Below are 25,651 nucleotides of genomic sequence, written 5' to 3'. Positions count from 1 at the left end.
ACAATCTTCTGCAGCCCCTGAATTACGGGCCTTCGCGCATTCGGCACAGTGCTTGCGTATGGCTTGTTTACTACCGGCCATTGGGGCATTAGCCCCATTTTTCGGGGCCGGGCAGGGGAGGCAAAAAAATGAAAACACTCACCACAGGACTGCTCGGTCTGCTCGTGTTGACCGGCGTCGTACAGGCCGATGTGTTCGTTTCCGTGGACACCAAGGGCAGCTACGTTCTGTCCAATGTCCACCGTCCCGGCCGCACCTATGAACGGGTGATTCACGAGTCAGAATCCGCCCGGGTCAGCATGGATCAACAACCCCAGATGATTGCCCGGCAGCCCTATGCCGAGCTGGTTTCGGCGGCTGCCACGGCCAATCAGTTACCGGCGGCGCTGTTGCATGCGGTGATCCAGGCCGAGTCCGCCTACGACTCCGGTGCCCGGTCACCCAAGGGCGCGGGAGGGTTGATGCAATTGATGCCAGACACCGCCCGGGAGTTGGGGGTGAAGAATGTCTACGACCCGAAAGCCAACATTCAGGGTGGCGCCAAATACCTCAAGCGCCTGATGACCCTGTTCGATAACGACATCAGCCTCGCCGTGGCGGCCTACAACGCCGGGCCGCAAGCGGTGCTCAGCCGTGGCGGGGTGATCCCGCCGTTCGCCGAAACCCAGCGTTACGTGCCCAGTGTCTTGCGCCAATACCGACGCTTGCAGGGCCTGGCCGCGGATGCACCGCTGTGATCGGCAACCGTGGGGCACGTTCCCCCAATAGTGGGGCATGGTGGCCCCGGCCGAAAAGTGGGGAATAAGTGGGGGAATATCCCCCGAGTTATTAAGTATTTTTTGTAAGTAATTGAAAAACAACTAAATTATTTATGGCATGCGGTTTGCTCAAGGGGATTAGTCGAGAAGTATTCCCTGTGAGCACCCCACAGCGAGGCCCGTGATCATGACCGGCATACCCTACGCCCCGTCCTTGTTGAATCTGCTGCTGTTGGTGGCATCGATGCTGGGCATCGAGCTGGCCGAAGCGGCCGTGCGCTGCGAGCGCAATCTGGTGGCCAACGTCGTGGCCTTGGATCAGCCGCTGATGTTCAACCGCCTCGGCGCGCAAAACGTCAACGGCATGATGTTCGCCCTGCGCCGCGATGTGGTCGATGACCACGAGATGTCCCTGGCCCAGGGCGGGGCGGCGGTGCCGGGCAAAGTCTCGCTGCGGCCCGACAAGCGTCCGCGTCCGCTGGTGCTGCGTGTCGCTGCCGGTGATTGCCTGACCATCAACCTGCAGAACTTGCTCGCCTACCAGGCCAACCCCGGCAGCCACGAAAACGGGGAGGAGGAAGAGGGTGAGATTGAGGGCGAAGTCGCCATCGGCAACGAAGACGAATTCAAGGTCGATGAACAGGTCACCGACCGCCACGTCGGCTTCCAGGTCAACGGCATGCAAGCGGTCAACAGCATCGACGATATTGCGTCCTATACCGGGCGCAACGCCAATACCTTGATTCCCCCCGGTGCCACCCGCTCCTACACCCTGTACGCCGAGCGCGAAGGGGCGTTTGCCGCCAGCAGCCGCGGCGCGACTTTCGGTGGTGAAGGGGATGCGGGCAACGTAGCCAACGGACTGTTCGGCCAAGTGGTGGTGGTGCCCAAGGGCGGCCGCACCTATCGCAACACCGTGACCGAAGAAGAAATGCGCCTGGCCAGCGTCGGCCGCACCCCGGCCGGTCAACCGATTGTCGATTACCAGGCGCGCTACCCGCAGCGTGAACCGTGGATCCGTGAAGGCAAGGCCGGCCGGCCGATCATTAACATGGTCGACGGCAATGAAATCATTTCCAGCGAAAGCGACGCGATTGTGATGGGCAGCAACGCCGACGGCAGCTTCCCGCCGTCGACCTATCCGTTGGAAGCCATTGGCAAACGCAACCCGGCGATCCCGAATCGTCTGGAACCGTTCCGCGATTTCGCCTCGCAGTTCCAGGATGAAACCGCCGCGACCCAGGCGTTCCCTGCCTACTTTGCAGACCCGGTGATGGCCCACGTGCTGGAGCCGACCCGCGACTCGTTCATGATCAACTATGGCTCCGGCGGCATGGGCGCCGAAGTGGTCGCCAACCGTTTGGGCGTCGGGCCGATGCACGACTGCCTGTCCTGCGCTTATGAAGAATTCTTCCTCAGCTCGCACACCGTCGGCGACGTGGCGATGTTGGTGGATGTACCGGCCAACGCCGGTCTGGAAGGCATTCTTCCCGGTCAAGTCCCCCGCGCCGATCAGATCGGAGTCAAGGCGACCATGGCGCTGTACCCGTCCGAGCCCTCCAACGTCAACCACAGCTACATCGGTGACTTCATCAAATTCCGCAACACGCACAACGGCCACGAGCAGCACATCTTCCACTTGCACGGCCATCAATGGTTGTTCAACCCGAACGACGACAACTCCGACTATGTGGACGCCCAAGGCATCGGTCCAGGCGCCGGTTACACCTACGAAATCGCCAACGGTGGTTCGGGCAACCGCAACCGCGTAGCCGGCGATGCGATCTATCACTGCCACTTCTATCCGCACTTTGCCCAAGGCATGTGGAGCATGTGGCGGGTGCATGACGTATTCGAAGAGGGCACCAAACTCGAGGTGTCCCAACAGGGTGCCGACGGGTATCACAGCGAACCTTATGCATTGCGCAGCGGTAAACCGGCGGCAGGCGCCCGGGCCTTGCCCGATGGCGAGATCGTTGCCGGTACACCGATTCCAGCCGTCGTGCCGCTGCCCGGCAAAGCCATGGCACCGATGCCGGGCAAAGTCGCGGTCGTGCCGAAAATCGGCGAAAACCTGGTGGCCGGTGGCGATGACGACGATGACGATGAAGAGGAGGATGACGACGAACAACTCAGCGGTAACGGCGGCGCTCAGGCCATCGGTTCCCTGGCCCTGGTGGATCGCAGTGAAGCCAACCGCAATGCCGACGGTAGCCTGAAAAACCCTGGCTATCCGTTCTGGATCGGCGGCATGGAAAGCTCGGTCGGCCAACGCCCACCGACCCCACCGCTGGACATGCTCGACGCTGCCAAGGCGCAGGCCTTGAAAACCAGCGGCAACGCCTTATGGGCCAATCTCGACCCGGCTCAGTCCGGTGGCTGGGACGGCGGCCTGGGACGCCATTCTCTGGACGGTTTCTCCTCCGGTGGCCAGGCGCGCACCATTACCACGTCCCTGGATTTCTCCAAGGAAGTGACACGCGCCAAGCCGATTTACATGCCGGAAGAGGGCACCGAAGTCGAACAGGCGGCCATGGCGTTCCACGCCAAAAAAGACCACCCGAGCTTCGCCGTGCTACCCGGTAATCAAATCGTCGCGCGCAACTTCCGCACCAACGGCGCCTTGCCGATCGCGGGTGCACCGTATTACGAACCGTGCATGGATGATCGGCAAAAACGTCTGACCAGCAGCGCCGGCACCGGCGAATTTACCAGTGGCGAACGGATCGACGGCATGTCCTACACCGGTTCCTCGACCTTCACCGCCGACCGTCCACGGGTCTATAAAGCCGCGAACATTCAGTTCGATGCGGTCTACAACAAGGTCGGTTACCACTTCCCGCAAGCGCGCATTCTCGCGCTGTGGGAAGACGCCTGGCCGGTGATCAACAAGCAGCGTCCGCCAGAGCCTTTGGTGATGCGCATGAACACCTTTGACTGCGTGCAGTACCAGCAAACCAACCTGGTGCCGGCCACCTATGAAATGGACGACTATCAGGTGCGCACGCCGACTGATGTAATCGGCCAGCACATTCACCTGCCGAAATGGGACCTGGTGTCTGCCGACGGTTCGGCCAACGGCTGGAACTATGAAGACGGCGTGCTTTCCCCCGGTGCAGTGCAAGAACGCATCCACGCCATTCGCGAGTTTAATCAGTGCCAAGGCACCGATCCTCGTGACGGCACGCCGGCCTGCCCGAACGCCAAGGCTCACCCATTCTTCGGCCAATACGGCCGGGCTGACTGGGTCGGGGCGCGCACGGCAATGCAGCGCTGGTTTGTCGATCCGGTGGTGAACGCCAAAGGCATCGACCGTGGCCTGGGGACCATTTTCACCCACGACCACTTGGGCCCATCGACTCACCAGCAGATTGGTCTGTACGCCACCGTGTTGGCAGAACCGGCCGGTTCGACCTGGTTCCACGCCGAAACCGGCGAGCCGTTGTACAGCGGTGCGCGGCAGGACGGCGGGCCAACCTCGTGGCAAGCGGTGGTGTCCACCGGCGACCTGGACGGCGACGGCAAGAACGACAGCTTCCGTGAGTTCTTCCTCGAATACAGCGACTTCCAACACGCCTATGAAGCCGGTGTGTACGTCGGCGCCGGCCCGAATGGTGTGCCTAATCCGCAAGCCTTCCCGGCCACCGCTGACAGCTTCCGCTACGCGATCAACCCGCCGGTGCGCAATAACGCCAGCACCCTGCTGGAGGGGGTAGTCGAAGTGCAAGGCGGGCAAGTGCCTGGTTGCCCAAGCCGGCCATGCCCACAAGCCATCTCGGTCGATGACCCTGGCATGTTCGTGGTCAATTACCGCAACGAACCGCTGGCCCTGCGGGTGTACGACCCGAACAAGGTCGGCCCGGACGGTAAGCGTGGCATGCAGGCCGACGGCCTCGGCGGCGACCTGGCGTACGCCATGCAAAGTCGTACCGATCGCGCCATCCCGGCGATGAACCTGGCGCCGAACCTGGTGACTGCAGCCACCGGCCCAACCGGCGGCACCACGCTGTTCCCGCCACACATCAACCGTGGCGGCGCCGAACCGGGCGACCCGTTCACGCCAATGCTGCGCACCTACACCGGTGACAACGTGCGGCTGCGGGTGCATGCCGGTGGTCACGAAGAAGAGCACAACGTGACCCTGCACGGCGTGAAGTGGTTGCAAAGCGGTTCCGGTTTCGGCAACAGCTCCAACTCCGGCTGGCGCTCGTCGCAAATGATCGGGATCTCCGAGCAGATGGGCTTCAATGCGCCGGTCTCGATGATCTCCAGTTCGGCGGCGACCACCGGGGATTACCTGTACTCGATGGACGCGTCGATTGAAGGTTACTGGAGCGGGATCTGGGGCGTGATGCGCAACTACACGGCCCAACGCAGCGACCTGTTCGCGCTGCCGAACAACGCGAAACCGGCCGGTATGCGCAACACCGTGGCGTTCGATGGCATCTGCCCACGGATCGGCGCCAACCCCAATGGCATCGGCACCCGGCCGACACCACAACGCAACTATGAAGTGGTCGCGGCGCTGGCCAACGACATCCTGCGCAATCCGTTGAACCTGTCCATCGGTGATCCGGCAGGGATGGGTCAGCATGTCGGCGGGCCATTGAATCCGGCGGGCGGCACCCTGGTGTTCAACTCGCGGACCGTGAGCATTCCACAGGTCACCGTGACCGATCCTGAAGACGGTGAGACCTTCACCATCGGCGGGCAAAGCGGGCCGCTGCATGACCCGACGGCGATCCTTTATGTGCGCAAGGGCGATCTCGATCCGATCACCGGCAAGCTCAAACCCGGTGTGCCAGTCGAACCGCTGGTGCTGCGTGCGGCGGCCGGTGATTGCATCAACATCACGCTGGAAAACCGTCTGCCCATCGTCATGCCGGACCTGACTCAGACGGCGGTGATGCAAGGCATGGTCAAACGTGATCGCAACAATGGCCTGGGCGCGACCACCTTCAGCAACAACCTGATGCGGCCGTCCAGCCATGTTGGCCTGCACGCGCAACTGCTGGCGTATGACATCACCAAATCCGACGGCACCAACGTCGGCGCCAACCCGATCCAGACCGTGCCGCCGCGTGTCGGCACTGTCGGCGCGTACCCGACGCGTACCTATCAGTACTACGCCGGGCACCTGGAGCGTGAAGGCAAGCCGATTACGCAACTGGGCCGCAGTGTCGACAACATCAACGCCACGGCGGTGGAGTTTGGCGGGTTGAACTTCACCCCGGCGGACGTCATCAAGCAGGGACAAAAAGGCCTTGGCGGTGCGATGAGCATCCTGCCGGTCGGCGCAACCTGGGTCGACGATACCCGCAAAGTGACAGCGACCGTCACCGCACCTGGGCAGACCACCTACCGCGACTTTGCGATGGTCTGGCAGAAAGCCCTGAACATTCGCTGGGCCAACGGCCGGCCGGTGGAGGGCATTGCCGCGGAAGGCCTGGGCGTGCCGACCGATCCACAGGACAACTCGAGCATGGCCATCAACTACCGGGCCGAGCCACTGTGGTACCGCTTCGGGCTGGCGCCGGACGCGCCGTTCGGTCACGCCGATGGCCATGGTTATGGCGACGTGCCCAACGCGCACATGGCTTACAGCAATGCGCTGGTGGGAGGCGATCCGCAGACGCCGGTGCTCTATGTGAAACCGGGGCAACCGTTCCGCACGCACATCATGTTGCCCACCGGTGGCAGTCGCGGCACGACCTTCCAACTGGATGGTCACGTCTGGTCGGTCAACCCGTTCCAGTCGGAGAAGAGCGATACCGGTGGCTATCCGATGAGTACGCCAGGGGTGGGCTCGGTGCGGTTCGGCTACAACCCGATGTCGATGTACATCGGCGCCCACGAAAGCATTCTGCCGGCGGCGCACTTCAGCTTCATGCACCCGAGTGCCGGGGGCAGCAACGCGATACCGGGCGACTACCTGTTCCGCGACTACGGCGCCTACGGCAACACCGCCGGGCTTTGGGGATTGCTGCGGGTGACCAACGAACCTGAACCGGCTCCGGCCCCGTAGGAGTCGGGATGGGGTGGTGGATGGCACCACCCCTGTGGGAGTGAACCTTTGTGGTGAGGGGATTTATCCCCGTTGGGTCGCGTAGCGGCCCCAAATTCTGTAATCGCGGTGCGTCAGATAGAACGCATCCACCGGGTTTGCGACTGCTTCGCAGCCGAACGGGGATAAATCCCCTCGCCACAGAGGCTCGCTCCTACAGGGGGGCGGTGCGACAGCAGGGATCTGAAGGGGAGAAACGATATGAACAGGACCATCAAAATTGCCGGTTGTGCGCTGGTTGTGGGGTTGGCGCTGATCTGGCTGGGTGTGTGGCGCACGACGCCTCCGGCCACGCTGAGCGAGGTCGCGCTGCCGGACACCTGGAGCGGCCAGACGCTTGAGCGCGACGGGGTGTCGGTGGCGCTCGAGGTGCGGCCGCTGGCGCAGGACGGCGTGCTGCGCGAGGGCGAGTTCGCCGACGTGCGCTTTCGGGTCACTGACAGCGCTTCGGGTCAACCCTTGTCGGGTGTCTCCCCCGGTGCCTGGCTCGATCCGGAAGCCGTCGCCGCCGACCAGGCCCAGGGCCGCGAACGCAGCTGTAAATCCCGGGTCGGGGTGTTTCTGAAATCGAGCATCGGCGCGCGGCCGTTGCTCGATATGAACAGCTACTACCTGCTGGTGATGAATCGCGATGCCAGCGTCTCGGTGGTCGATCCGTCGGTGTCGGTGGGAGGAATCACCAGCACGATGGCGCGGATTGATATCAAGCAACCGCCGATGGATTGGGTGACGCCCCGTGACAACAAGCGGGTGTTCGTCTCAATGCCGACCGCCGATGAAATTGCGGTGATCGACAGCGAGCAATTCAAGTTGATCGACTCGGTCGCCGCCGGCAGCAACCCGGTACGCCTGGCATTACAACCGGATGAGCGTCTGCTGTGGGTCGGCAACAACGCGAAGCCGTCCGAAGAGTCCGGGGTGACGGTGATCGACACGCGCAGCCTCAAGACGCTCAAACACCTGGCCACCGGTGCCGGGCATCACGAAATCGCCTTCAGCAAGGACAGTCGTTTTGCCTTCGTTACTAACCGCGATGACGGGACGCTGAGCATTATCGACATCGCCAGCCTGACCATCAGCAAACAACTGAAGACCGGTTCGCACCCGTTGTCCGTGGCGTACTCGCCACTGTCCCAGGCGGTGTATGTCGCCGATGGCAAGGACGGCACGGTGACCGTGGTCGACACTGCCAGCCTCACAGTACGACGGGTGATCAAGATGAAACAGGGCCTGGGCCCGATGGGTTTTAGCGCTGACGGTCGTTTCGGCATCGTGCTCAACACCCTGGAGAACCAGGCCTCGGTGATCGACGCGGCCACCGATTCGTTGATCCATGAACTGGACGTGTCCGCCGAACCCTATCAAGTGGTGTTCACCAAGGCCTACGCCTACATTCGCGGACTGGCCTCGGCCAAGGTCACGATGATCAATCTGGCGTCCTTGGGTGAAGGCCGCACGCCGATCAGCCAGGGCTTCGAAGCCGGGCCTCAGGCGCCACGGCTGGCTGGTGACCTGCCGCTGGCATCGAGCCTGGCGGTGTCGCGGGATGACAACGCGGTGTTTGTGGTCAACCCGGTGGACAACACCACCTATTTCTACGCCGAAGGCATGAACGCGCCAATGTCCGGCTACCCCAATCGCGGACAAGTGGCGCGGGCGGCGATGGTCATCGACCGCAGCCTGCGCGAAGTCGAGCCGGGGCTGTACAGCGCCCGGATCAAACTGCCCGCCGCCGGACGCTTCGACGTGGCCTTTCTGCTGAACCAGCCGAACATCATCCATTGCTTCACGGCCTTGGTTGAGCCGGATAAAACCCTCGCTCAGCACCCGGGTGTGCCGAAGGTGGAATTCATGCTCGACAAATCCACGGCCGCCCTCGGCAGTCCTTACGTGGTGCGTTTTCGCATCGTTCAGGGCAAGCAGAAGGCACAGCGCAGCGGGGTCAAGGACGTTCAGGTGCGCTACTTCCTGGCCCCGACGTCCCGGGTCCAGCAAGTCGCCGCGCTGGAAGTGGGCGACGGCGTTTATGAAGCCCCGGTGACCCTCGACCAGAACGGCGCCTGGTACCTGCACGTACGCGCAGCGTCGCTGGGCGCGAGTTTCGACGACAAGACTTTTGCCAGCGTTCGGGTCCTGCCCGGCGATGCCCACTAAAAGGAGTTTCGACATGAACCGATTCGCACACCGTGGACTGCTGACGTTCTGCCTGTTGGCCGCCGGTATCGGCCAGGCCCTGGCCCACTCGGCGGATGAACACGCCGGTCACGAAATGCCGGCCAAAAGCGCCCGTTCGGAGAGCGCTCAGGTCAAGTTCGCCGACGTGGCGCTGGTGGACCAGAACGGCAAACCGGTGCGCCTGGAAAAAGACCTGGTGACCAACAAGATTGTGGTCATGAGCTTCATCTACACCAGTTGCACCACGGTTTGCCCGGTGGTGTCGTCAATCATGGGCAAGGTGCAAAAACAGCTGGGTGCCAGGGTCGGCGGCGAGGTGCAACTGGTGTCGATCAGCATCGACCCGCAGCGCGATGACGCCAAACGCCTCAACGACTACGCCCGGAACTTCCAGAAAGGCCCGGGCTGGAGCTGGCTGACCGGCAGCTCGCAGTCGATCAACGAAACCCTCAAGGGACTGGGCACCTTCAGCGGGGACTTCAAAAGCCATCAGCCACTGATTCTGGTGGGTGACGGCAACAGCCGCCACTGGACCCGCTATTACGGCTTCACCGACCCGACGGTGCTGGCCCGTGAAGTGGAGAAACTCAGCGGTCAGCGCAACGCCCACGCCAAGCACACCGCCATCGCTATGGAGCAGCAGCCATGAGAGCCCTCGACTGGATCACCCTGACGGTTTGCTTTTGCCTGTTCAGTTCGCTGGCGTCCGCCCACGAAGGGCACGAAGAGCCGGCCCCCGCAGTGGCCGCCGTTGCCGCACCGCCAGCCAGCGGTACGCGCGATGCGAAAACCTGGTTCACCGACACGCCGTTGCAGGACCAGAACGGCGAGACCCTGCGTTTCTACAGCGACGCGCTGCAGAACCGCGTGGTGCTGTTGAACGTGATTTTCACCAGCTGCAACGATGCCTGCCCGCTGATCACCCGCAAGCTCAAGGAAGTGCGTGAGTTGCTGGGCGACAAGGCTGACGGCATCACTTTTATCTCCCTTACCAGTGATCCGCTGCGGGACACCCCGGCGGTACTCAAGGCTTACACCTTGAAGCAGGGCGTCGATGGCCCCCACTGGCTTTTTCTTACCGGCGACAAGGCACAGATGGACCTTGTACTGGGCCGCATCGGCCAGATCGTGCCGACCCCCGAGCAGCATTCAACCCAACTGATCGTGGGTGACGTGGCCAACAAACGCTGGAGCAAAATCCGTCCCGATGCCCCGGCCGCCGCCATTGCCCAGCGGTTGCAATTGCTGACAATGCCCGTGGCCGGCCGTTGAGCCTGCGCCATGAAAACCTCACTCATCCTCAGCCTGCTACTGCTCGGCGGCCTCCATTTCGCCGCCGAAGCGTTGCCGCTGAGCCCCAGCGAAAGCGCCGGTAAACGGCTGTATCGCGAGGGTGTCTCCGGCAGTGGCGAGCCGATCATGGCGCGGGTCGGGGCGGCGGGCATGCTGTTGCCGGCCACCAGCCTGCCGTGCGCCAACTGCCACGGCGCCGATGGCCTCGGGCGGCCCGAAGGCGGGGTGCGACCGCCGGATCTCAGCTGGTCGCGGCTCACCAGCACCTACGGCCAGCAGCAAATCAATGGCCGTAATTATCCGGCGTATACCGAAGGCACGTTGGCGCGTGCCATCCAGGAAGGGCGTGATCCGGGCAACAATCGGCTCGACCCGGCGATGCCGCGCTTCGTCCTGTCGATGAATGATCAGCGCAACCTCACGGCCTACCTCAAACGCGTGGCCGATGACCGCGACCCCGGCCTGACCCCCGACAGTCTGCACCTGGGCACCTTGTTGCCAAGCCAGGGGCCATTGAGCGAGGAGGGGGCCACGGTGGCAGCGGTGCTCCAGGGCAGCGTGGCGCGAATCAACGAAGCGGGCGGGATTCATGGCCGGCAGTTACGCCTGACCATTGTCGATCCGGGCCCGGACCGCGCCAGTGCCGAGCAGGCACTGGATCAATTGATCGAGCAGGAACAGGTGTTCGCCCTGATCGCGCCGCTGGCACCGGCACTGGACTCGGACCTGGCCGCACGCCTGGAACGGGCCGGCATTCCGCTGATCGGACCGCTGTCATTGCTGGGCACGGCGCAGGCCAGTCGGCAGATTTTCGAACCGCTGCCGGGTTTGCGCGAGCAACTGATCGCCCTGGCCGATTACGCCACCGACAATTTGCGGGTGCTTCAGGGACCGACGTTGATCACCTACCCGGACGAGCCCAGTCAACGGTTTGCGGCGCAGAGCCTCGGCCAGTACTTGCAAGATCACGCCTGGGAAAAGGTCAGTCTGAAAGTCTACGACTCGGCGCAAGACGAACTGCCACTGGGCTCGCGTTCGGTGTTTTACCTGGGCAGCGGCGGCGGTTTCAGTCGCCTCGCCGAGCGCTTGCAGGCGGCGGGGCAGGTGCCTTATCTGTTCGCTGCGTCGAACCAGGTGGCGGGTGATCTGTTGCAGGTGCCCAGTGATTTTTCCCGGCGGGTGTTTCTGGCTTATCCGTTCGTGCCCAGTGACTGGACGCTGGCCGGACGCCTGGCCCTGACCCAACTGCGCGAACGCCAGGGGCTCGGCGGCCAGCATGCGGTGCTGCAAGTCGGCGCCTTCAGTTCGATGTTGCTGCTCAGCGAAGGCATGAAACAGGCCGGGCGCGACGCCAGCCGCGAGAAACTCATCAGTGCGCTGGAAGGCCTGCATGACTTCGATACCGGGCTGACCCCGCTGATCAGCTTCGGTCCGGGTCGCCGCCTGGGCTTGCGTGGCGCGCATATCGTCACCGTGGACTTGCCCGGCCAGCGCTTTTATCTGGTCGCTCCCTATAAACCCATTGCCGCTACACCCTGACTGGAGGTCTCGATCATGCCGCTCAAGTCTTTGTTGCTCCTGCTCACGCTGTGGGTTCCCGTGGCGTTCTGCAGCAATGGCCCGGCCGCCGCGCGGGTCAATGGCGAGGAAATTTCCGAGTACCGCCTGGAGCGCTATTTCGCCGAATACCTGGAGGACCAGGGCCGGGCGCTGGGCAGCATCCGCAACCCCAAGGCCTACAAACAATTGCGTCAGGCGGCACTGACAGCCTTGATTGACAAAGAATTGCTGTGGCAGGAGGCCGTCAAGCGCGGGGTGGTGGTCAGTGACGCGGTGGTGCAAAGCCAGATCGATCAGGCCCGGCAGGCCATGGGCGGGGCTGAAGTGTTCGCCCGGCGCCTGGAAGACGCCGGTTTCGACGAGGCCGCGTATACCGAGTACACCCGCCGAGAGCTCGCGGCCCAGCAAGTGTTTGCCAACCTCACCCAGGTTACCGGGCCTGACGAAAAGCAGGTCCGTGCGTTCTATGAGGAGCATCGCGCCGAGATGAACCGGCCGGAACAAATCCAGGCACGGCACATCCTGATCAAAGTGCCTCAAGGCGCGGATGCCGCCACAGTTGAAGCAGCCAAGCTACGCTTAGAGGAGCTGCGAGTGAAAATCAGTCAGGGTGAGGATTTTGCCAGCGTGGCCCGGGCCGGTTCCGAAGACGCTTCCGCTAGCGAAGGCGGAGATCTGGGCTATTTTCCTCGTGGGCGGATGATGCCTGAATTCGAAACAGCAGCCTTCGCTCTGGCACCGGGGGCTGTCAGTACACCGGTGCGTACACCGCTGGGCTGGCATTTGATCTACCTGCAGAACCACTTGGAGGCGACCGATGTCTCAGAGGTGCAAGGGCTTGAAATGGTCAGGGCTTACCTTGCCCGACAGCAACAAGCTCAGGCTCGTCTACAGGTTCTCGCGCAACTGCGATCAAGCAATCGAATCGAACGGGTTGACGATGATTGAAGGTTCCCCCCCAACAGTGGGGAATAGCTTCAAGGTACATCCGAGTGCTTCCCCGCCTTTGGGGGATGGAGTTTCTGGACGAAATGGTTTTTTCATGAAAATCAAAGACGTGCAACGGTAAAAAAACCGGCGCTCAGCCTGGCATGAAGTGTGCGTTAGCCTCAGTGAAGGCGCGTACTCCCAGGGCTGGAACATCGGACCTGCGGTTTCAAGGAGTCGACCTTGTTAAACAAAGTACTGGTTGTCGAAGACGAACAGCTCCTTGCCGAAAACCTCAAGGATTACCTTCAGGCGCAAGAGCTCGACGTCCGGATTGCACGTGACGGTGTGACGGGTATCGGTGAAGCCGAACAGTTTGCACCCGATGTGATGGTGTTCGATTACCGCTTGCCCGACATGGAAGGCTTTGAGGTGCTCGATGCTGTCCGCCAGAACAGGAAGTGTCATTTTGTGCTGATTACCGGGCACCCAACCGCTGAAGTCTGTGAGCGGGCCCGGCAACTGGGAGTCAGCCATATCCTGTTCAAACCGTTTCCATTGGCGGAATTGGCCCGAGCAGTCTGCGACCTTCTGGGGATGGAGCGCGAACCCAAAGCAGGCATGAGCCATTCGCAAGGTTTTGTCGAACGACGCCAGAGCAGGACCGAGAGTTTCCCGCTGCAGTTGTACGACGGCAGTTGGGTGCTGGCAGAACGTCGACAGAGTCTATCGACCTCCATGGCACCAGACGACGAACAATTGCTCACCGGGGAGTAGTGGCGCGACAAGACGTTCCGGCATCCGCCGCAATGGCCTGCCGCGTCGACAGGGCTCAAAGCCCCCGGCGTTGGAGAGCATGCCATGGACCGTCTATCCCTTGTCGTCGAACCGGCGCTGTTGGACTGTGTACCGTCTCGATTTTCCAGTGAGCAACTGGCCCAGGCACGTTCACTGGCCGCCAGTTCTGGCGAGCGGGTACTGGAAGCCCTCGGGGTGGTGTGCGAACTGGCCCCGATGCCCTTCATCCAGTGCCTGGGCGCTACCCTGCATTATCCGGTGCTCGACACCGACGCCCTGTTTCAAGCCACCCCGGTGTTCGACCGGGTCACCCTGGCCCAATGCCTCAAACGCGAATTCATCCTGCTACGTCACGACGATGCGGTCATCGGTGTGTTTGCCGACCCCTTTGATACCTCACGCCTGGCCTGGATTGATGATTGCCTGCACGGCGCACCGCTGTACCTGGTGCATGCCGACGACCTGAAAGCCTACCTGGCCCGCCACGAAGAGAGCTTCCACGCGGTGGAATCGCTCAACGCCCAGGCCGACGCCAATGTCGAAATCGATACCCTGCAAAGCCTGTCCCTGACCAGCATCAGCGAAGACGCCAGCGTCGTCGTCAAACTGGTCAACTCGACCCTCTACGACGCGCTGAAAATGCACGCCAGCGATATCCATCTGGGCACCACCGGCAGCGGTCTGGTGATCAAGTACCGGATCGATGGCGTGCTGAACAACATCAGCAAAATCCAGGGCAGCGAATTCGCCGAGCAAGTGATCTCCCGGGTCAAGGTCATGGCCGAACTGGACATCGGCGAAAAACGCGTGCCCCAGGACGGTCGCTTCAAGATCGGCATCAGCGGCCGGCAGATCGACTTTCGGGTGTCGATCATGCCGAGCATTTTCGGCGAAGACGCGGTGCTGCGGGTCCTCGACAAACAGGACCTGGCCGACAAGGTCTGCGGCGTGCAGTTGCAAGCCCTGGGCTTCGAAGACGAAACCCTGCGCCATCTGCGTCGGCTGGCGGCCGAACCTTACGGCATGGTGCTGGTGACCGGCCCCACCGGTAGCGGCAAAACCACCACGCTGTACGCGATGATCACCGAGATCAACCACGGCGTTGAAAAGATCATCACCATTGAAGACCCAGTGGAATACCAACTGCCGGGCGTGCTGCAAATCCCGGTCAACGAAAAGAAAGGCCTGACCTTCGCCCGTGGTTTGCGCTCGATCCTGCGCCATGACCCGGACAAGATCATGGTCGGTGAAATTCGCGACCCCGACACCGCCCAGATCGCCGTGCAATCGGCACTCACCGGGCACCTGGTGTTCACCACCATTCACGCCAACAACGTGTTCGACGTGATCGGGCGGTTTACCCAGATGGAAATCGACCCTTACAGCCTCGTTTCCGCCCTCAATGCGGTGCTGGCCCAACGGCTGATCCGACTGGTCTGCGCCAGTTGCAGCACGCCGGCTTACCCGACCGATGAAGAATTGCGCCTCTCGGGCCTCGATCCGCAACAGGTCGATCACTACCACTTCGTCCACGGCAAGGGCTGCGGCCATTGCCGGGGCACCGGTTACCGCGGGCGTACGGCGATTGCCGAACTGCTGCACCTCGACGACGAGCTGCGGCAAATGATCGTCGAGCGCCAACCCATTTCGAAAATCAAGGCCCTGGCTTGCAGCCGTGGTTTGCGCCTGTTGCGCGAGTCGGCACTGGAGCTGGTTGCAGAAGGGCGGACCACGCTCGAGGAGATCAATCGTGTCACTTTTATCTCGTGATCGTTTTGTCGCCGTGCTCGGCGCCAGTGGTGTCGGTCTGGGCCAGCGCCGTGGCAGTGAAACCCTGTGGCTGGGCAGCGTCGGTTTTATCGACGAAGGCTTCCATGCCTGGGCCGTGGCGCTGGAAACCCTGGACCGTCTGCTGGGCGAACACACCCGTCCCGGTGCCGAATTGAGTGTGGTGATCTCCGGGCACTTCAGCCGCTTCTGTCTGGTGCCCTGGAGCGAACAGATCAGCAGCCCTGCCGAATTGCTCGGGTTTGCCCAACTGTGTTTCGAAGACCTTTACGGCGTACCGACGCAACCCTGGAGCATGGTGTTGTCGGCTGAGCCGGCGGGTTACGACCGGGTCGCCACCGCGCTGCCGCAGGACTTGCTGACGCATCTGCGCACGCTGGTCACGGGTCGTGGCCTGCGCCTGCGCTCGGTGCAACCGTACCTGATGGCGGCGTTCAATCATTTCGATAAAAGCTTCGACGCCGGCGACTTCCTGTTCGTCGTCGCCGAACCGGTGCGCAGTGTGTTGCTGCTGGCCCGGGAAGGGCGCTGGGCGGCGGTACGTTCGGTCGGCAGCAGCGACAGCGACGTCGCGCTGACCGCGTTGATCGGTCGTGAAAGCCAATTACTGGCGTCCACCAGCGAACGGCCTCTGAGCGTTTATCTGCATGCCCCAGCACGCATTGACTCGCACCCTGACGTACCCGGCGTGCACCTGCGCACCCTCGAAGAACACCGGACATCCGTACGCGATGGTTTGTACGTCATGTCCCGGGCGGTGGCCTGATATGCGCGCCCTGATGCTCGACTTCCAGCCGCGCCGTCGCTCGGGCCCTTTGGGCTGGAGCCTGCTGGTCGGTGGCGTGGTGCTGACGCTGACCTGCTTCTTGGTTCAGCAGCACGTCAGTGAACAGGCTGCGCAACAGCAAGGCCATTTGCAAACCACTCAGCGCGTACTCACCGGCGACACGGGCGGCAAGGTCAGCCTGACCCCGGCCGAAACCCGCGAACAGGCGCACAACCTGGCCGAGATGCGCAAGGTGTCCCAGCAATTGCGCCGGCCATGGGAGCGTCTGTTCGCCATGCTCGAAGCCATGCCCCGGGACGACATTGCCTTGCTGACCCTGACCCCGGATGCCCGCAAAGGTCAGGTGCGAATCAGCGCCGAAGCGCGGGATCTGGAAGCCATGCTCGACTTCCACCGCAGCCTCGAAGCCAGCGACGAGCTGTCCGATGTGTCGCTGCTCAGCCACGAAATCGTCGCGAACATGCCGGAACACCCGGTGCAATTCAACCTGTCGGCTAGCTGGGAGATCGGCGATGCAAATCCCTAGATTGATCGTCCACGAATACCTGCAAGGCTTGGGCATTCCCGGCCTGGCAGGGCTGGCGATGTTGCTGCTGGCGCTGGTGTATGGCCTGGTGGGCCTGATGCCGGACTGGCAGTCGCTGCAAACGCTCAGCCAGCAGACGCGCGAAGCCGGCGAGTACCTGGCCAAAGTCGAAGACGGCAGTGTTGCCGCGCCGGTGGTGCCGCAACGTCAGCTCGACGATTTTCGCAGCAAGTTGCCGTCCCAGCCGCAGGCCACCGTGGCCATCGACAAGATTTACGCACTGGCGGCTCAGGAGCACATCACCCTGGCCCGTGGCGAATATTCCCTGGGCATCGACCCCAAGACTCACCTGGCCCGTTATCAGATTTTGTTGCCAGTGCGCGGCAGCTACCCGCAACTGCGGCGCTTCCTGCACGCCTTGCTCGGCCAGTTACCGGCGGTGGTGGTGGAGGACGTGGAGTTCCAGCGTAAAAAAATAGCCGACACCGACCTGACCGGGCGGATCCGCATGACCCTTTACCTGTCGAGGTCATGATGAATACCAAACGCGTAGTGGGTTGGGTGGCGTTCTTCGGTGTGGCGGCGGCGCTGACCTGGTTGCCTGAATACTTCACGTCGTCAGAGGACGGGGATGCGTCGGTGGCCGCCGTGGCCACCCCGACCAACAGCAAAGTCCGCGGTGCGCTGCCCGCCGCGTCCGCGGGTAAAACTCCGGCGGTGGTCAAGGATTTGAGCCCGGCTGGCGACCTGTTCGCCGCCCGTAGCTGGAAGGTTGCGCCGCAGCTCGCCACCGTCACCGAACAACCCGTCAACCTGACCCCGGTGGTGCAAGTCCCCACGGCACCACCGATGCCTTTCCAGTTCATTGGCAAGCTGAATGACCGTTCCGACCTGCAAGTGTTTTTGCAGAACGGCGAAAAAATATACGTCGTACGCAAGGGGGATGTGATCGACGAAACCTGGCGGATCGAGGGGATTTCCGATGTGGAACTCAGCTTTGTCTACCTGCCTCTGCATTTGTCTCAGACTTTGTCTGTGGGGAGCACGCAATGAACAGATCCCGTTTACTGATGAACCTTTGCCTTTGTGCAGGACTGGCCGCGTGCAGTTCGGCTCAGGTTGCCAAGCAAGAGGCAACCGACCTGATGGAGTCGGGACAGTACGAAGCCGGCCTGACCCGCATCGAGGAAGGGCTGAAGGAAAACCCTCGCGACACCGAGCTGCACCTGGCCTTGAACAGCGGCCGTGCTCGTGCAGTGACGGCGCTGTTGACCCAGGGCGACATGGATCGCGCCCAGCGTGATTTCGCTTCTGCCCGCCAGGCTTACAGCCGGGTGTTGACCATCGAACCGAATAACCGCCGTGCCCAGGACTTGCTGCGTCAGCTCGATCACATGCGCAGCCTGGATGAAAAACTCGAACTGGCCCGTGGTGACCTGCGTCGCGGTGACATCTACGGTGCCGACCGCCAGGTGAAACAGATCCTCGAACTGGACCCGAAGAATGAAGGGGCGCTGGAGCTGCAAAGTAACGTCCGCCTGGTGCAAAGCCGCAACGTGGTTCCGTATCCACAACTGCGGACCCGTCTCGATCGGCCGGTAACCCTGGAATTTCGCGAAGCCAACCTGAAAACCATCTTCGAAGTGCTGTCGCAGGTCGCCGGTTTGAACTTCATCTTCGACAAGGACCTGCGCCCGGACATGAAAGCCACCATCTTCGTACGTGACGTGCGCATCGAAGACGCGGTGGAACTGCTGCTGCAACAGAACCAGCTGCACCAGAAAGTGGTGAATGAAAACACCTTGCTGATCTACCCGGACTCGCCGCAGAAGCTCAAGGATTACCAGGAGCTGGTGATGCGCACCTTCTACCTGACCAGCATCGATGCCAACACCGCGCTGAACATGATCAAAACCATGCTAAAGACCCGCGACGTGTTCGTCGACGAACGCCTCAATACCCTGACCATGCGCGACTCCGAAGACGCGATCCGCATGGCTGAAAAACTCCTGCAATCGCAGGACCAGTCCAACCCTGAAGTGGTGCTGGAAGTGGAGGTGATGGAAGTCGCCACTCAGCGGATTCTCGACCTTGGCCTGCAATGGCCGAACACCTTCGGTGTGGTCAACAGCGACGGCTCGGCCGTGACCTTGCTCGATCAACTCAAAGGCATCAACTCCAGCCGGATCTCCATCTCGCCGTCGCCGCAGGCCAAGATCAACGCCCAGGACAACGACATCAACACCCTGGCCAGCCCGGTGATTCGCGTCAGCAACCGCGAACAGGCGCGCATCCACATTGGTCAGCGCGTGCCGATCATCAGCGCCACCTCGGTGCCTTCGACTCAAGGGCCGGTGATCACCGAAAGCGTCACCTACCTCGATGTCGGTCTTAAACTTGAAGTACAGCCGACCGTGCACCTGAACAACGAAGTGGCGATCAAAATCGCCCTGGAAGTGAGTAACGCCACGCCGCTGGAACCGACCCGCCAAGGCACGATTCCGGTTCAGGTCGACACCCGCAACGCCCAGACCACCCTGCGTCTGCATGACGGCGAAACCCAGATCCTCGCCGGCCTGATGCGCAACGACCACGGCGCCACCGGCAACAAAATCCCCGGCCTTGGCGACATTCCAGGTCTTGGCCGCTTGTTCGGTAGTAACAAGGACACCGTCGGCAAGTCGGAGTTGGTGCTGTCGATCACGCCGCGGATCGTGCGCAACCTGCCGTACCAGAGCCCGTCGGACATGGAGTTCACCACCGGTACCGAAACCAGCATGCACATTCAGGCACCGGATCGTGGGATGGACTCGGCGATTCGCACAGAGGCCCTGAGCGCTCCGGTTGCTTCCACCCACGTTGTCGTCGAGAAGCCTTGATCATGAACGCCTCGCAACGCGGTTTTACCTTGATCGAAGTCGTTGTGACGCTGGCCCTGATCGGCCTGCTGGCCGGCATGGCTGCGCCGCTGACCGAGACCGTGGTGCGCCGGGGCAAGGAGCAGGAACTGCGCACGGCGCTGTATCAGATTCGCGATGCCATCGACGCCTACAAACGTGCGTTCGACGCCGGCTACATCGAGAAATCCCTGAACAGCAGCGGCTACCCGCCGAACCTGCAAGTGTTGGTGGAGGGTGTGCGCGATGTGCGTAGCGCCAAGGGCACCAAGTTCTTCTTTTTACGGCGCGTACCCCATGACCCGCTGGCGCCGGTCAAGCGTGACGACGAAGGAGGCTGGGGCGTGCGCTCCTACGACAGTACGGCTCAAAACCCGCGCGAAGGCGAAGACGTTTTTGACGTTTACTCCAAGGCGCGCGGCAAGGGTCTCAACGGCATCGCCTACCGGGAGTGGTGAGATTATGCGTCGGGAAAAGGGTTTTACCCTGCTGGAACTGATGGTGGTAATGGCAATCATCGCCACCCTGATGACCATCGCCTTGCCACGCTATTTCAACAGCCTCGAGGTCTCGAAAGAGACCACGCTGCGCCAGAGTCTGTCGGCCATGCGCGAAGCACTGGATCACTACTACGGCGACACCGGGCGTTATCCCGACTCCATCGAACAGCTGGTCGAGCAGCGTTACCTGCGCAACCCGCCGATAGACCCGATCGCTGAACGCAAAGACCTCTGGGTGCTGGTGGCGCCGCCTGACGGCGTCCCGGGCGGGGTCGCCGATATCAAAAGCGGAGCCACAGGGAGGGCGCGTGATGGCAGCCTGTACTCCGAGTGGTAAGCCCTCGAACGAGGCCGGTTTCACTTACCTGGGCGTGCTGTTTCTGATCATGTTGATGGGCATGGGCCTGGCCAGCGCTGGCGAGTTGTGGTCCACCGCGTCGCGCCGTGATCGTGAACGCCAGTTGCTCTGGGTCGGCACTCAATACGCTCAGGCATTGCGCAGTTATTACCGCAGTTCACCTGGCCTGGCCCAGTACCCGAAGGAGCTGGCGGACCTGTTGCAGGACGAACGTTTTCCGTCGCCCAAACACCACTTGCGCAACCTGTACCCGGACCCGATTGGTGGCGGCGAATGGACGTTGATGCGCGGGTTCGACGGGCGCATCACCGGCCTCAGCAGCCCTTCCACGGACACGCCGCTCAAGCAGGCGGATTTCCCCAGTCAATGGTCGGACTTCACCGGCATGGCGAGCTACAAGGACTGGCAGTTCGTGGCCGAGAAGGCCTTCCTCGATGGCGCGTCGGCGCCCAAAGGCCAATCCAAAAACGACTCGGGTGTTGGGGCGGTGATGCCATGAACAGACACTGGCTACCGGCCCTGGTCCTGATGCTGATGACGTCCTTCGTGTCGGCTGCCGAAGAAGACGAAATGATGGGTTTTATCGTCGACGACACGATCTCGCACATCGGCCACGACTTTTACTACTCGTTCAGTGAACGCCTGCGTGCCACCAGTCCGATGGACTTCAACCTGGTGGTGCGTGAACGACCTTCGGCACGCTGGGGCAGCCTGGTGACCGTGGAATATCAGCAACGATTGGTTTACCGGCGCTTCCTGCCGCCGAACACCGTGGAGTTGAAGGACGAGGCCTATGAGGCTGCCGATCTGGTCCGCGTGCAGATCGTCCAGCGCAGGCTGGAAACCTTGTTGCAGGACACCACCGACCTTGAGAGGGACGAACTATGAACACTGGAACTTTCTCGAAACGCAGAGGCATGTGGTTATTAGGTCTCTGGTTTACAGGGGCAGGCAGCTGCGGGCTGGTCCACGCCACGGAACTGGTCTACACGCCCGTCAACCCGTCGTTCGGCGGCAACCCGTTGAACGGGACCTGGTTGCTCAATAACGCCCAGGCGCAGAACGATTACGACGACCCTGACTTGAAGAACCGTACCAGCGCGGCCGGCACGTCGGCCCTGGAGCGTTTCACCAGTCAGCTGCAATCACGGCTGCTAGGGCAGTTGATGGACAACATCTCCGCGGGCAATGCCGGGAGCCTGACTACCGACGCTTTTGTTGTGAACGTCATCGACGACTCCGGTGCACTGACTATTGAAGTGACGGACCGAGCGACCGGTGAAGTTTCCGAAATCCAGGTGAATGGCCTGGCCCCTTGACGGGGATTTGGGTCGATGGGGAGTTAAGGACATGAAAAAAATAATAGCGCTAGGGCTGATGTTGGCGGCATTACAAGGGTGCAGTTTGCGCGAGCCGATGGGGGCCGAGCAGGACACCGAATCACCGACCCTGACACCTCGGGCGTCGACCTATTACGACTTGCTGAACATGCCTCGGCCCAAGGGCCGGTTGATGGCGGTGGTGTATGGCTTCCGGGATCAGACCGGGCAGTACAAACCGACCCCGGCCAGTTCCTTTTCCACTAGCGTGACCCAGGGCGCGGCGAGCATGTTGATGGATGCCTTGCAGGCCAGTGGCTGGTTTGTGGTGCTGGAGCGTGAAGGGCTGCAGAACCTGTTGACCGAGCGCAAGATCATTCGCGCCTCGCAGAAAAAGCCCAATACGCCGGTGAATATCCAGGGTGAGTTGCCACCGTTGCAGGCGGCCAATTTGATGCTTGAGGGCGGGATTATTGCCTATGACACCAACGTGCGTAGCGGCGGGGAAGGGGCGCGGTATCTGGGGATCGATATTTCCCGGGAGTATCGGGTGGATCAGGTGTCGGTGAACCTTCGCGCGGTGGATGTTCGTAGTGGGCAGGTGTTGGCCAATGTGATGACCAGCAAGACGATTTACTCTGTCGGGCGCAGTGCGGGGGTGTTCAAGTTTATCGAGTTCAAGAAGTTGCTCGAAGCCGAGGTTGGCTACACCACGAACGAGCCGGCGCAGTTGTGTGTGTTGTCGGCGATCGAGTCGGCTGTTGGGCACCTTTTGGCTCAGGGGATTGAGCGGCGGTTGTGGCAGGTGGCCGGGGATAATTCTTCGCCTGACAACAATGCGACGCTTGACCGCTATTTGACTCAGAACAAGGTTGTTCCTGAAGGCGAGCAAGAGTGAACCGAGGCGGCCTTCGGGCCGACCTGGTTTTTGTTGATGTACCCGATCCCTTTGTAGGAGCTGACGAAGGCTGCGATCTTTTGATCTCGACCTAGGCGGCCTGAAAGCCGACCTATTTCTTTCAGGTGTACATATCCATTCCTGCGGTAACGGCCACTTACGGTTTCGCTCTTACAGCGAGTCCCTTTTTCAAACGCCAAAAAGGAACCAAAAGGCTTCGCCCCAGCGTCCGGCCCCTCGCCTAGGCTCGGCGTTCCTTCGCTCCGGTGCCCATCTGGGGGCATCGCCTCCGGTCGGCTTCGCTTCGACCTCCTCTCGATGTGTTCGACTTCGTCGAACGGCGCTGCGCGCCTGCCCCCCAGATGAACACCTCCACTCAGCCTCCCGAAGGGGCGGGCAGATCAAAATCAAAAGCTGCAGGCGAGCTAACGCTCGGCCTGTTGAGTGGTGGAGGGCGGCGGGTGTACGCGGTGAAAATGTGGGAGCGGCGGTGCGACGATTCGACTTGCTCGCGAAGGCGGTGTGCCATTCAGCATTGATGTTGGCTGACACTCCGCTTTCGCGAGCAAGTCGAATCGTCGCACCGCCGCTCCCACAGGGGATATGTACTGATTTGAGGGGGATGTTTAAGAGCGTTTAACGTTACTTCCTGAAAGCTACACCGCCTTGCGCCGTTGCCTACAACTACGCCAGAATCCGCCGGCTTGTGCGCCTTGACCCTGGTCTTTATCGTTTCCCATCGCTGCCAATTCAGCGATCGGGTTTAGCGACCCGACCAGGTATAAGTGCAACAATGCACCCGTCTTTATTGCAGGCGATGTTATGTCCGCAGTTTCGATATGGTGGCTGTGCGCGGGAGACCCTCGGGTCTGCCGGGTCTTATACCTCTCGGTTCGCTAACCTGCGTACAGCCGCCACCCTTACTTGTTTAGCGACAGGTGCTGGTGGTTCCATCAGGTATAACGGAGCTTCCCGATGTTCAAACCCACACCCAATCCCCCAGAAACCGACACCGTTTCCCCCTACGCGTCACCCGATTCAAAAAAACTCCACGAAGCCGCCGACCGCGCCCTCGACCATTACCTCAATCCCCACAAAGACACACCCGAACGCAAGCCGAGGACGATGTTCGTCATCGCCCCGGACATCGACACCGAAAGCCTGTTGGCCCACGCCTGTGAGTCGCTGGCTTCGGCGAGTGTCATGGCCAGTGATTTCGCGGTGTTTGTGGAGGGGCCACAGCGCAGCATGTTATTGGGCATCCAGCAGGTCATCATGCTGGCCGACCTGGCGGTAAATCGGGCGCTGGATAACATCGATCCGCAGGACTAACCGCTGAACCATTGTGGCGAGGGAGCTTGCTCCCGCTCGGCGGCGAAGCCGTCGTAATACCGGCGAATGCGGTGTGTCAGCAGAAATGTGTTTGCCGAGTTTGGGGCCGCTTCGCAGCCGAGCGGGAGCAAGCTCCCTCGCCACAGTTCGTCGTTCGGCAGTTTGACCGGGTTATCGTTCTTCGCGGGCAAGCCATGCTCCTACAGGATCGTGTTCACAAACCCAAAAAAACCGCGCCCCCCCACCCAGGGTCGCGGTTTTTTTACGCCTTGCGATTATTGCTGCAGCACAGTCGCCTTGTTGTCAGTACCCAACTGCTGCACTGTCGCAGTCTGGGTCATGCCACTCTGAGTGACACTGGCAATGTTGCCGGTGCCGCCCTGAGTGACGTAGGCCACGTTCATGGTGCCGGACTGGGTGAACTCGGTGGTGTTGCCGATGCCGTCGGTGCTGCCCTGGGCCAGGTTGGTGGTGCCGCGCTGGTCGGCGATGAGGATGTTGTCGCTGCCGTTCTGGTCGAAGTACAGCTCGTTGTAGTTTTCAGCCTGTTTGACCGTGGTTTTGTTGCCGGTACCGGTCTGGTTGGTGGTCATGGTGTGGCCGATGCCGTTCTGGGTGAAGTTGGCGGTGTTGTTGGTGCCGTTCTGGTTGACGGTTGCACGTTGGTTGCTGCCGAACTGACCACCCTTATCCGGGCCTTTCCAGTCGCTGGCGTAGACCTTGTTGTCGCTACCCACGGAGGTGGCGTTCAGCACATGGCTGTCGCCATTCTGGTAGGTGAAGTGCACGTTGTTGGTGCCTTGTTGGTACAGCGCCAGGGTCGAGCCGACGGATTCGAACTGGTCAGCGTAGATCGCGTTGAGGTCACCGACTTGCAGAACCTGGGCGACGTTGTTTTCGCCGAAGCTCTGGTCGACCACGGTTTCGTTGGTTTGCCCGTACTGGTTGATGGTGGCCTCGCTGGCGGTTTGCCCGCCTTGCCAGACTTCGGCGCCGTTGAAGTCGCCGAACTGGTTAATGGTCACGGTGCCACCGATGCCATCGCGCTGGTCGCCATAGACGTAGTTGCCTTCGCCCGCCTGGTTGAGATTGATCTGGCCACCCATGTGGGCGATTTGTTCGGCGGTGGCGTAGTTGGCGGTGCCGTACTGGATGATCACTGCGTTGTTGGCAGTGCCCAGTTGGATCTGTTCGATATTGGCCTCGTTGCTGTCACCAAACTGGAAGGTTTGACCTTGGGTGGCTTCCTGAGTGTCCTGATAAATGAACGAGAAGTTGCCGGTGCCTAGCTGTTGTTGCAGTGCTTCGTTGCCGCCCATGCCGATCGACTGGCTGGCATGGCTGGTGTTGGTGCTGCCGACCTGTTGCTGGTTGATGGTGCTGCCGTTTTCGAACAGTTGCTCGGCGTAACCGGCGTTGAAGTCGCCGAGTTGATCCTGGGCGATGGTGCCGGTGGCGTTGTCTTGCACCGCTGCGGCATCGTTGCCCTCGCCGAGTTGTTGTTGGGTGGCGGTACTGAACGGGGCCGCGGTCTGTTTCACGTCGGCGATGTTGGCGGTACCGACTTGATCCTGGGTGGAAACGCTGTCGTCGGCCATCGCCTGGGCACTGACAAGGACCAGGATGGCGGCGGTGAGGGGCGTCAGTTTGAACATGATGAAACCTCCAAGT

The 25,651-nt window shown here is 61.5% G+C and carries 22 protein-coding genes; 21 read left to right on the top strand and 1 reads right to left on the bottom strand.

Annotated features, from left to right (window positions below; all coding sequences use genetic code 11):
* The first annotated feature begins 128 nt into the window (after nucleotides 1-128).
* The 21 genes from ACA059_RS20240 (at nucleotide 129) to ACA059_RS20140 (ending at nucleotide 23,980) form a co-directional block, all read left to right on the top strand.
* Nucleotides 129-737, top strand: a complete 609-nt coding sequence (locus ACA059_RS20240) for a lytic transglycosylase domain-containing protein (protein ID WP_497630721.1) — start codon at nucleotides 129-131, stop codon at nucleotides 735-737.
* Nucleotides 738-945: 208 nt separating this feature from the next.
* Nucleotides 946-6,783, top strand: coding sequence for a manganese-oxidizing multicopper oxidase MnxG (gene mnxG, locus ACA059_RS20235; protein ID WP_497630720.1), 5,838 nt, complete (start codon nucleotides 946-948; stop codon nucleotides 6,781-6,783).
* 240 nt (nucleotides 6,784-7,023) lie between these two features.
* Nucleotides 7,024-8,976: a YncE family protein gene (locus ACA059_RS20230; protein WP_497630719.1), complete on the top strand. Its 1,953-nt coding sequence runs from the start codon at nucleotides 7,024-7,026 to the stop codon at nucleotides 8,974-8,976.
* Between the two features lie 13 nt (nucleotides 8,977-8,989).
* The gene (locus ACA059_RS20225; protein ID WP_497630718.1) at nucleotides 8,990-9,646 is read left to right on the top strand and encodes an SCO family protein; all 657 of its coding nucleotides are present in this window, start codon (nucleotides 8,990-8,992) and stop codon (nucleotides 9,644-9,646) included.
* On the top strand, nucleotides 9,643-10,269 hold the full coding sequence (locus ACA059_RS20220) for an SCO family protein (RefSeq protein ID WP_497630717.1): 627 nt from the start codon (nucleotides 9,643-9,645) through the stop codon (nucleotides 10,267-10,269). Before ACA059_RS20225 ends, ACA059_RS20220 begins: the two co-directional genes overlap by 4 nt.
* Before the next feature lie 9 nt (nucleotides 10,270-10,278).
* A complete protein-coding gene (locus ACA059_RS20215) occupies nucleotides 10,279-11,829 on the top strand; it encodes a cytochrome c/ABC transporter substrate-binding protein (RefSeq protein ID WP_497630716.1) in 1,551 nt (516 codons plus the stop codon).
* 15 nt (nucleotides 11,830-11,844) lie between these two features.
* Nucleotides 11,845-12,798 (top strand): peptidylprolyl isomerase, encoded by a 954-nt coding sequence (locus ACA059_RS20210; RefSeq protein ID WP_497630715.1) that lies wholly within the window; start codon nucleotides 11,845-11,847, stop codon nucleotides 12,796-12,798.
* A gap of 222 nt (nucleotides 12,799-13,020) precedes the next feature.
* Nucleotides 13,021-13,554 carry a response regulator gene (locus ACA059_RS20205; protein WP_497630714.1) on the top strand — a complete coding sequence of 178 codons (534 nt, stop codon included), beginning with the start codon at nucleotides 13,021-13,023 and terminating at the stop codon, nucleotides 13,552-13,554.
* A gap of 84 nt (nucleotides 13,555-13,638) precedes the next feature.
* Nucleotides 13,639-15,345: a GspE/PulE family protein gene (locus tag ACA059_RS20200; protein ID WP_497630713.1), complete on the top strand. Its 1,707-nt coding sequence runs from the start codon at nucleotides 13,639-13,641 to the stop codon at nucleotides 15,343-15,345.
* On the top strand, nucleotides 15,326-16,129 hold the full coding sequence (locus ACA059_RS20195) for a hypothetical protein (RefSeq protein WP_497630712.1): 804 nt from the start codon (nucleotides 15,326-15,328) through the stop codon (nucleotides 16,127-16,129). Before ACA059_RS20200 ends, ACA059_RS20195 begins: the two co-directional genes overlap by 20 nt.
* Before the next feature lies 1 nt (nucleotide 16,130).
* On the top strand, nucleotides 16,131-16,676 hold the full coding sequence (locus ACA059_RS20190; protein WP_497630711.1) for a PilN domain-containing protein: 546 nt from the start codon (nucleotides 16,131-16,133) through the stop codon (nucleotides 16,674-16,676).
* Entirely contained in the window at nucleotides 16,663-17,211 is a 549-nt protein-coding gene (locus tag ACA059_RS20185) for a GspMb/PilO family protein (protein WP_129443230.1), read from the top strand. Before ACA059_RS20190 ends, ACA059_RS20185 begins: the two co-directional genes overlap by 14 nt.
* On the top strand, nucleotides 17,211-17,729 hold the full coding sequence (locus tag ACA059_RS20180; RefSeq protein ID WP_497630710.1) for a hypothetical protein: 519 nt from the start codon (nucleotides 17,211-17,213) through the stop codon (nucleotides 17,727-17,729). The genes ACA059_RS20185 and ACA059_RS20180 overlap by 1 nt, the downstream gene beginning before the upstream one ends.
* Nucleotides 17,726-19,555 carry a secretin GspD/PilQ domain-containing protein gene (locus ACA059_RS20175; RefSeq protein ID WP_497630709.1) on the top strand — a complete coding sequence of 610 codons (1,830 nt, stop codon included), beginning with the start codon at nucleotides 17,726-17,728 and terminating at the stop codon, nucleotides 19,553-19,555. Before ACA059_RS20180 ends, ACA059_RS20175 begins: the two co-directional genes overlap by 4 nt.
* A gap of 2 nt (nucleotides 19,556-19,557) precedes the next feature.
* Complete coding sequence (locus tag ACA059_RS20170; protein ID WP_497630708.1) at nucleotides 19,558-20,031, top strand: type II secretion system protein; 474 nt, start codon at nucleotides 19,558-19,560, stop codon at nucleotides 20,029-20,031.
* 4 nt (nucleotides 20,032-20,035) lie between these two features.
* Nucleotides 20,036-20,410 (top strand): type II secretion system protein, encoded by a 375-nt coding sequence (locus ACA059_RS20165; protein WP_497630707.1) that lies wholly within the window; start codon nucleotides 20,036-20,038, stop codon nucleotides 20,408-20,410.
* Entirely contained in the window at nucleotides 20,385-20,930 is a 546-nt protein-coding gene (locus ACA059_RS20160) for a type II secretion system protein (RefSeq protein WP_497630706.1), read from the top strand. The genes ACA059_RS20165 and ACA059_RS20160 overlap by 26 nt, the downstream gene beginning before the upstream one ends.
* Complete coding sequence (csgE, locus tag ACA059_RS20155) at nucleotides 20,927-21,319, top strand: curli production assembly/transport protein CsgE (protein WP_123367323.1); 393 nt, start codon at nucleotides 20,927-20,929, stop codon at nucleotides 21,317-21,319. Before ACA059_RS20160 ends, csgE begins: the two co-directional genes overlap by 4 nt.
* The gene (locus ACA059_RS20150) at nucleotides 21,316-21,750 is read left to right on the top strand and encodes a curli assembly protein CsgF (RefSeq protein ID WP_497266644.1); all 435 of its coding nucleotides are present in this window, start codon (nucleotides 21,316-21,318) and stop codon (nucleotides 21,748-21,750) included. The genes csgE and ACA059_RS20150 overlap by 4 nt, the downstream gene beginning before the upstream one ends.
* A 31-nt stretch (nucleotides 21,751-21,781) precedes the next feature.
* On the top strand, nucleotides 21,782-22,648 hold the full coding sequence (locus tag ACA059_RS20145; RefSeq protein ID WP_123367321.1) for a CsgG/HfaB family protein: 867 nt from the start codon (nucleotides 21,782-21,784) through the stop codon (nucleotides 22,646-22,648).
* A 975-nt stretch (nucleotides 22,649-23,623) separates the two neighbouring features.
* Nucleotides 23,624-23,980, top strand: coding sequence for a DUF6124 family protein (locus tag ACA059_RS20140; RefSeq protein ID WP_497630705.1), 357 nt, complete (start codon nucleotides 23,624-23,626; stop codon nucleotides 23,978-23,980).
* Nucleotides 23,981-24,255: 275 nt separating this feature from the next.
* On the opposite strand, the gene ACA059_RS20135 is transcribed toward ACA059_RS20140, so the two are convergent.
* A complete protein-coding gene (locus ACA059_RS20135) occupies nucleotides 24,256-25,635 on the bottom strand; it encodes a curlin (RefSeq protein ID WP_497630704.1) in 1,380 nt (459 codons plus the stop codon).
* Nucleotides 25,636-25,651: the final 16 nt, after the last annotated feature.

The sequence above is a fragment of the Pseudomonas sp. LBUM1647 genome (assembly GCF_059716175.1).
The sequence above is the reverse complement of the archived record's forward strand: the minus strand, read 5'-3'. Positions and strand labels throughout refer to the sequence as shown.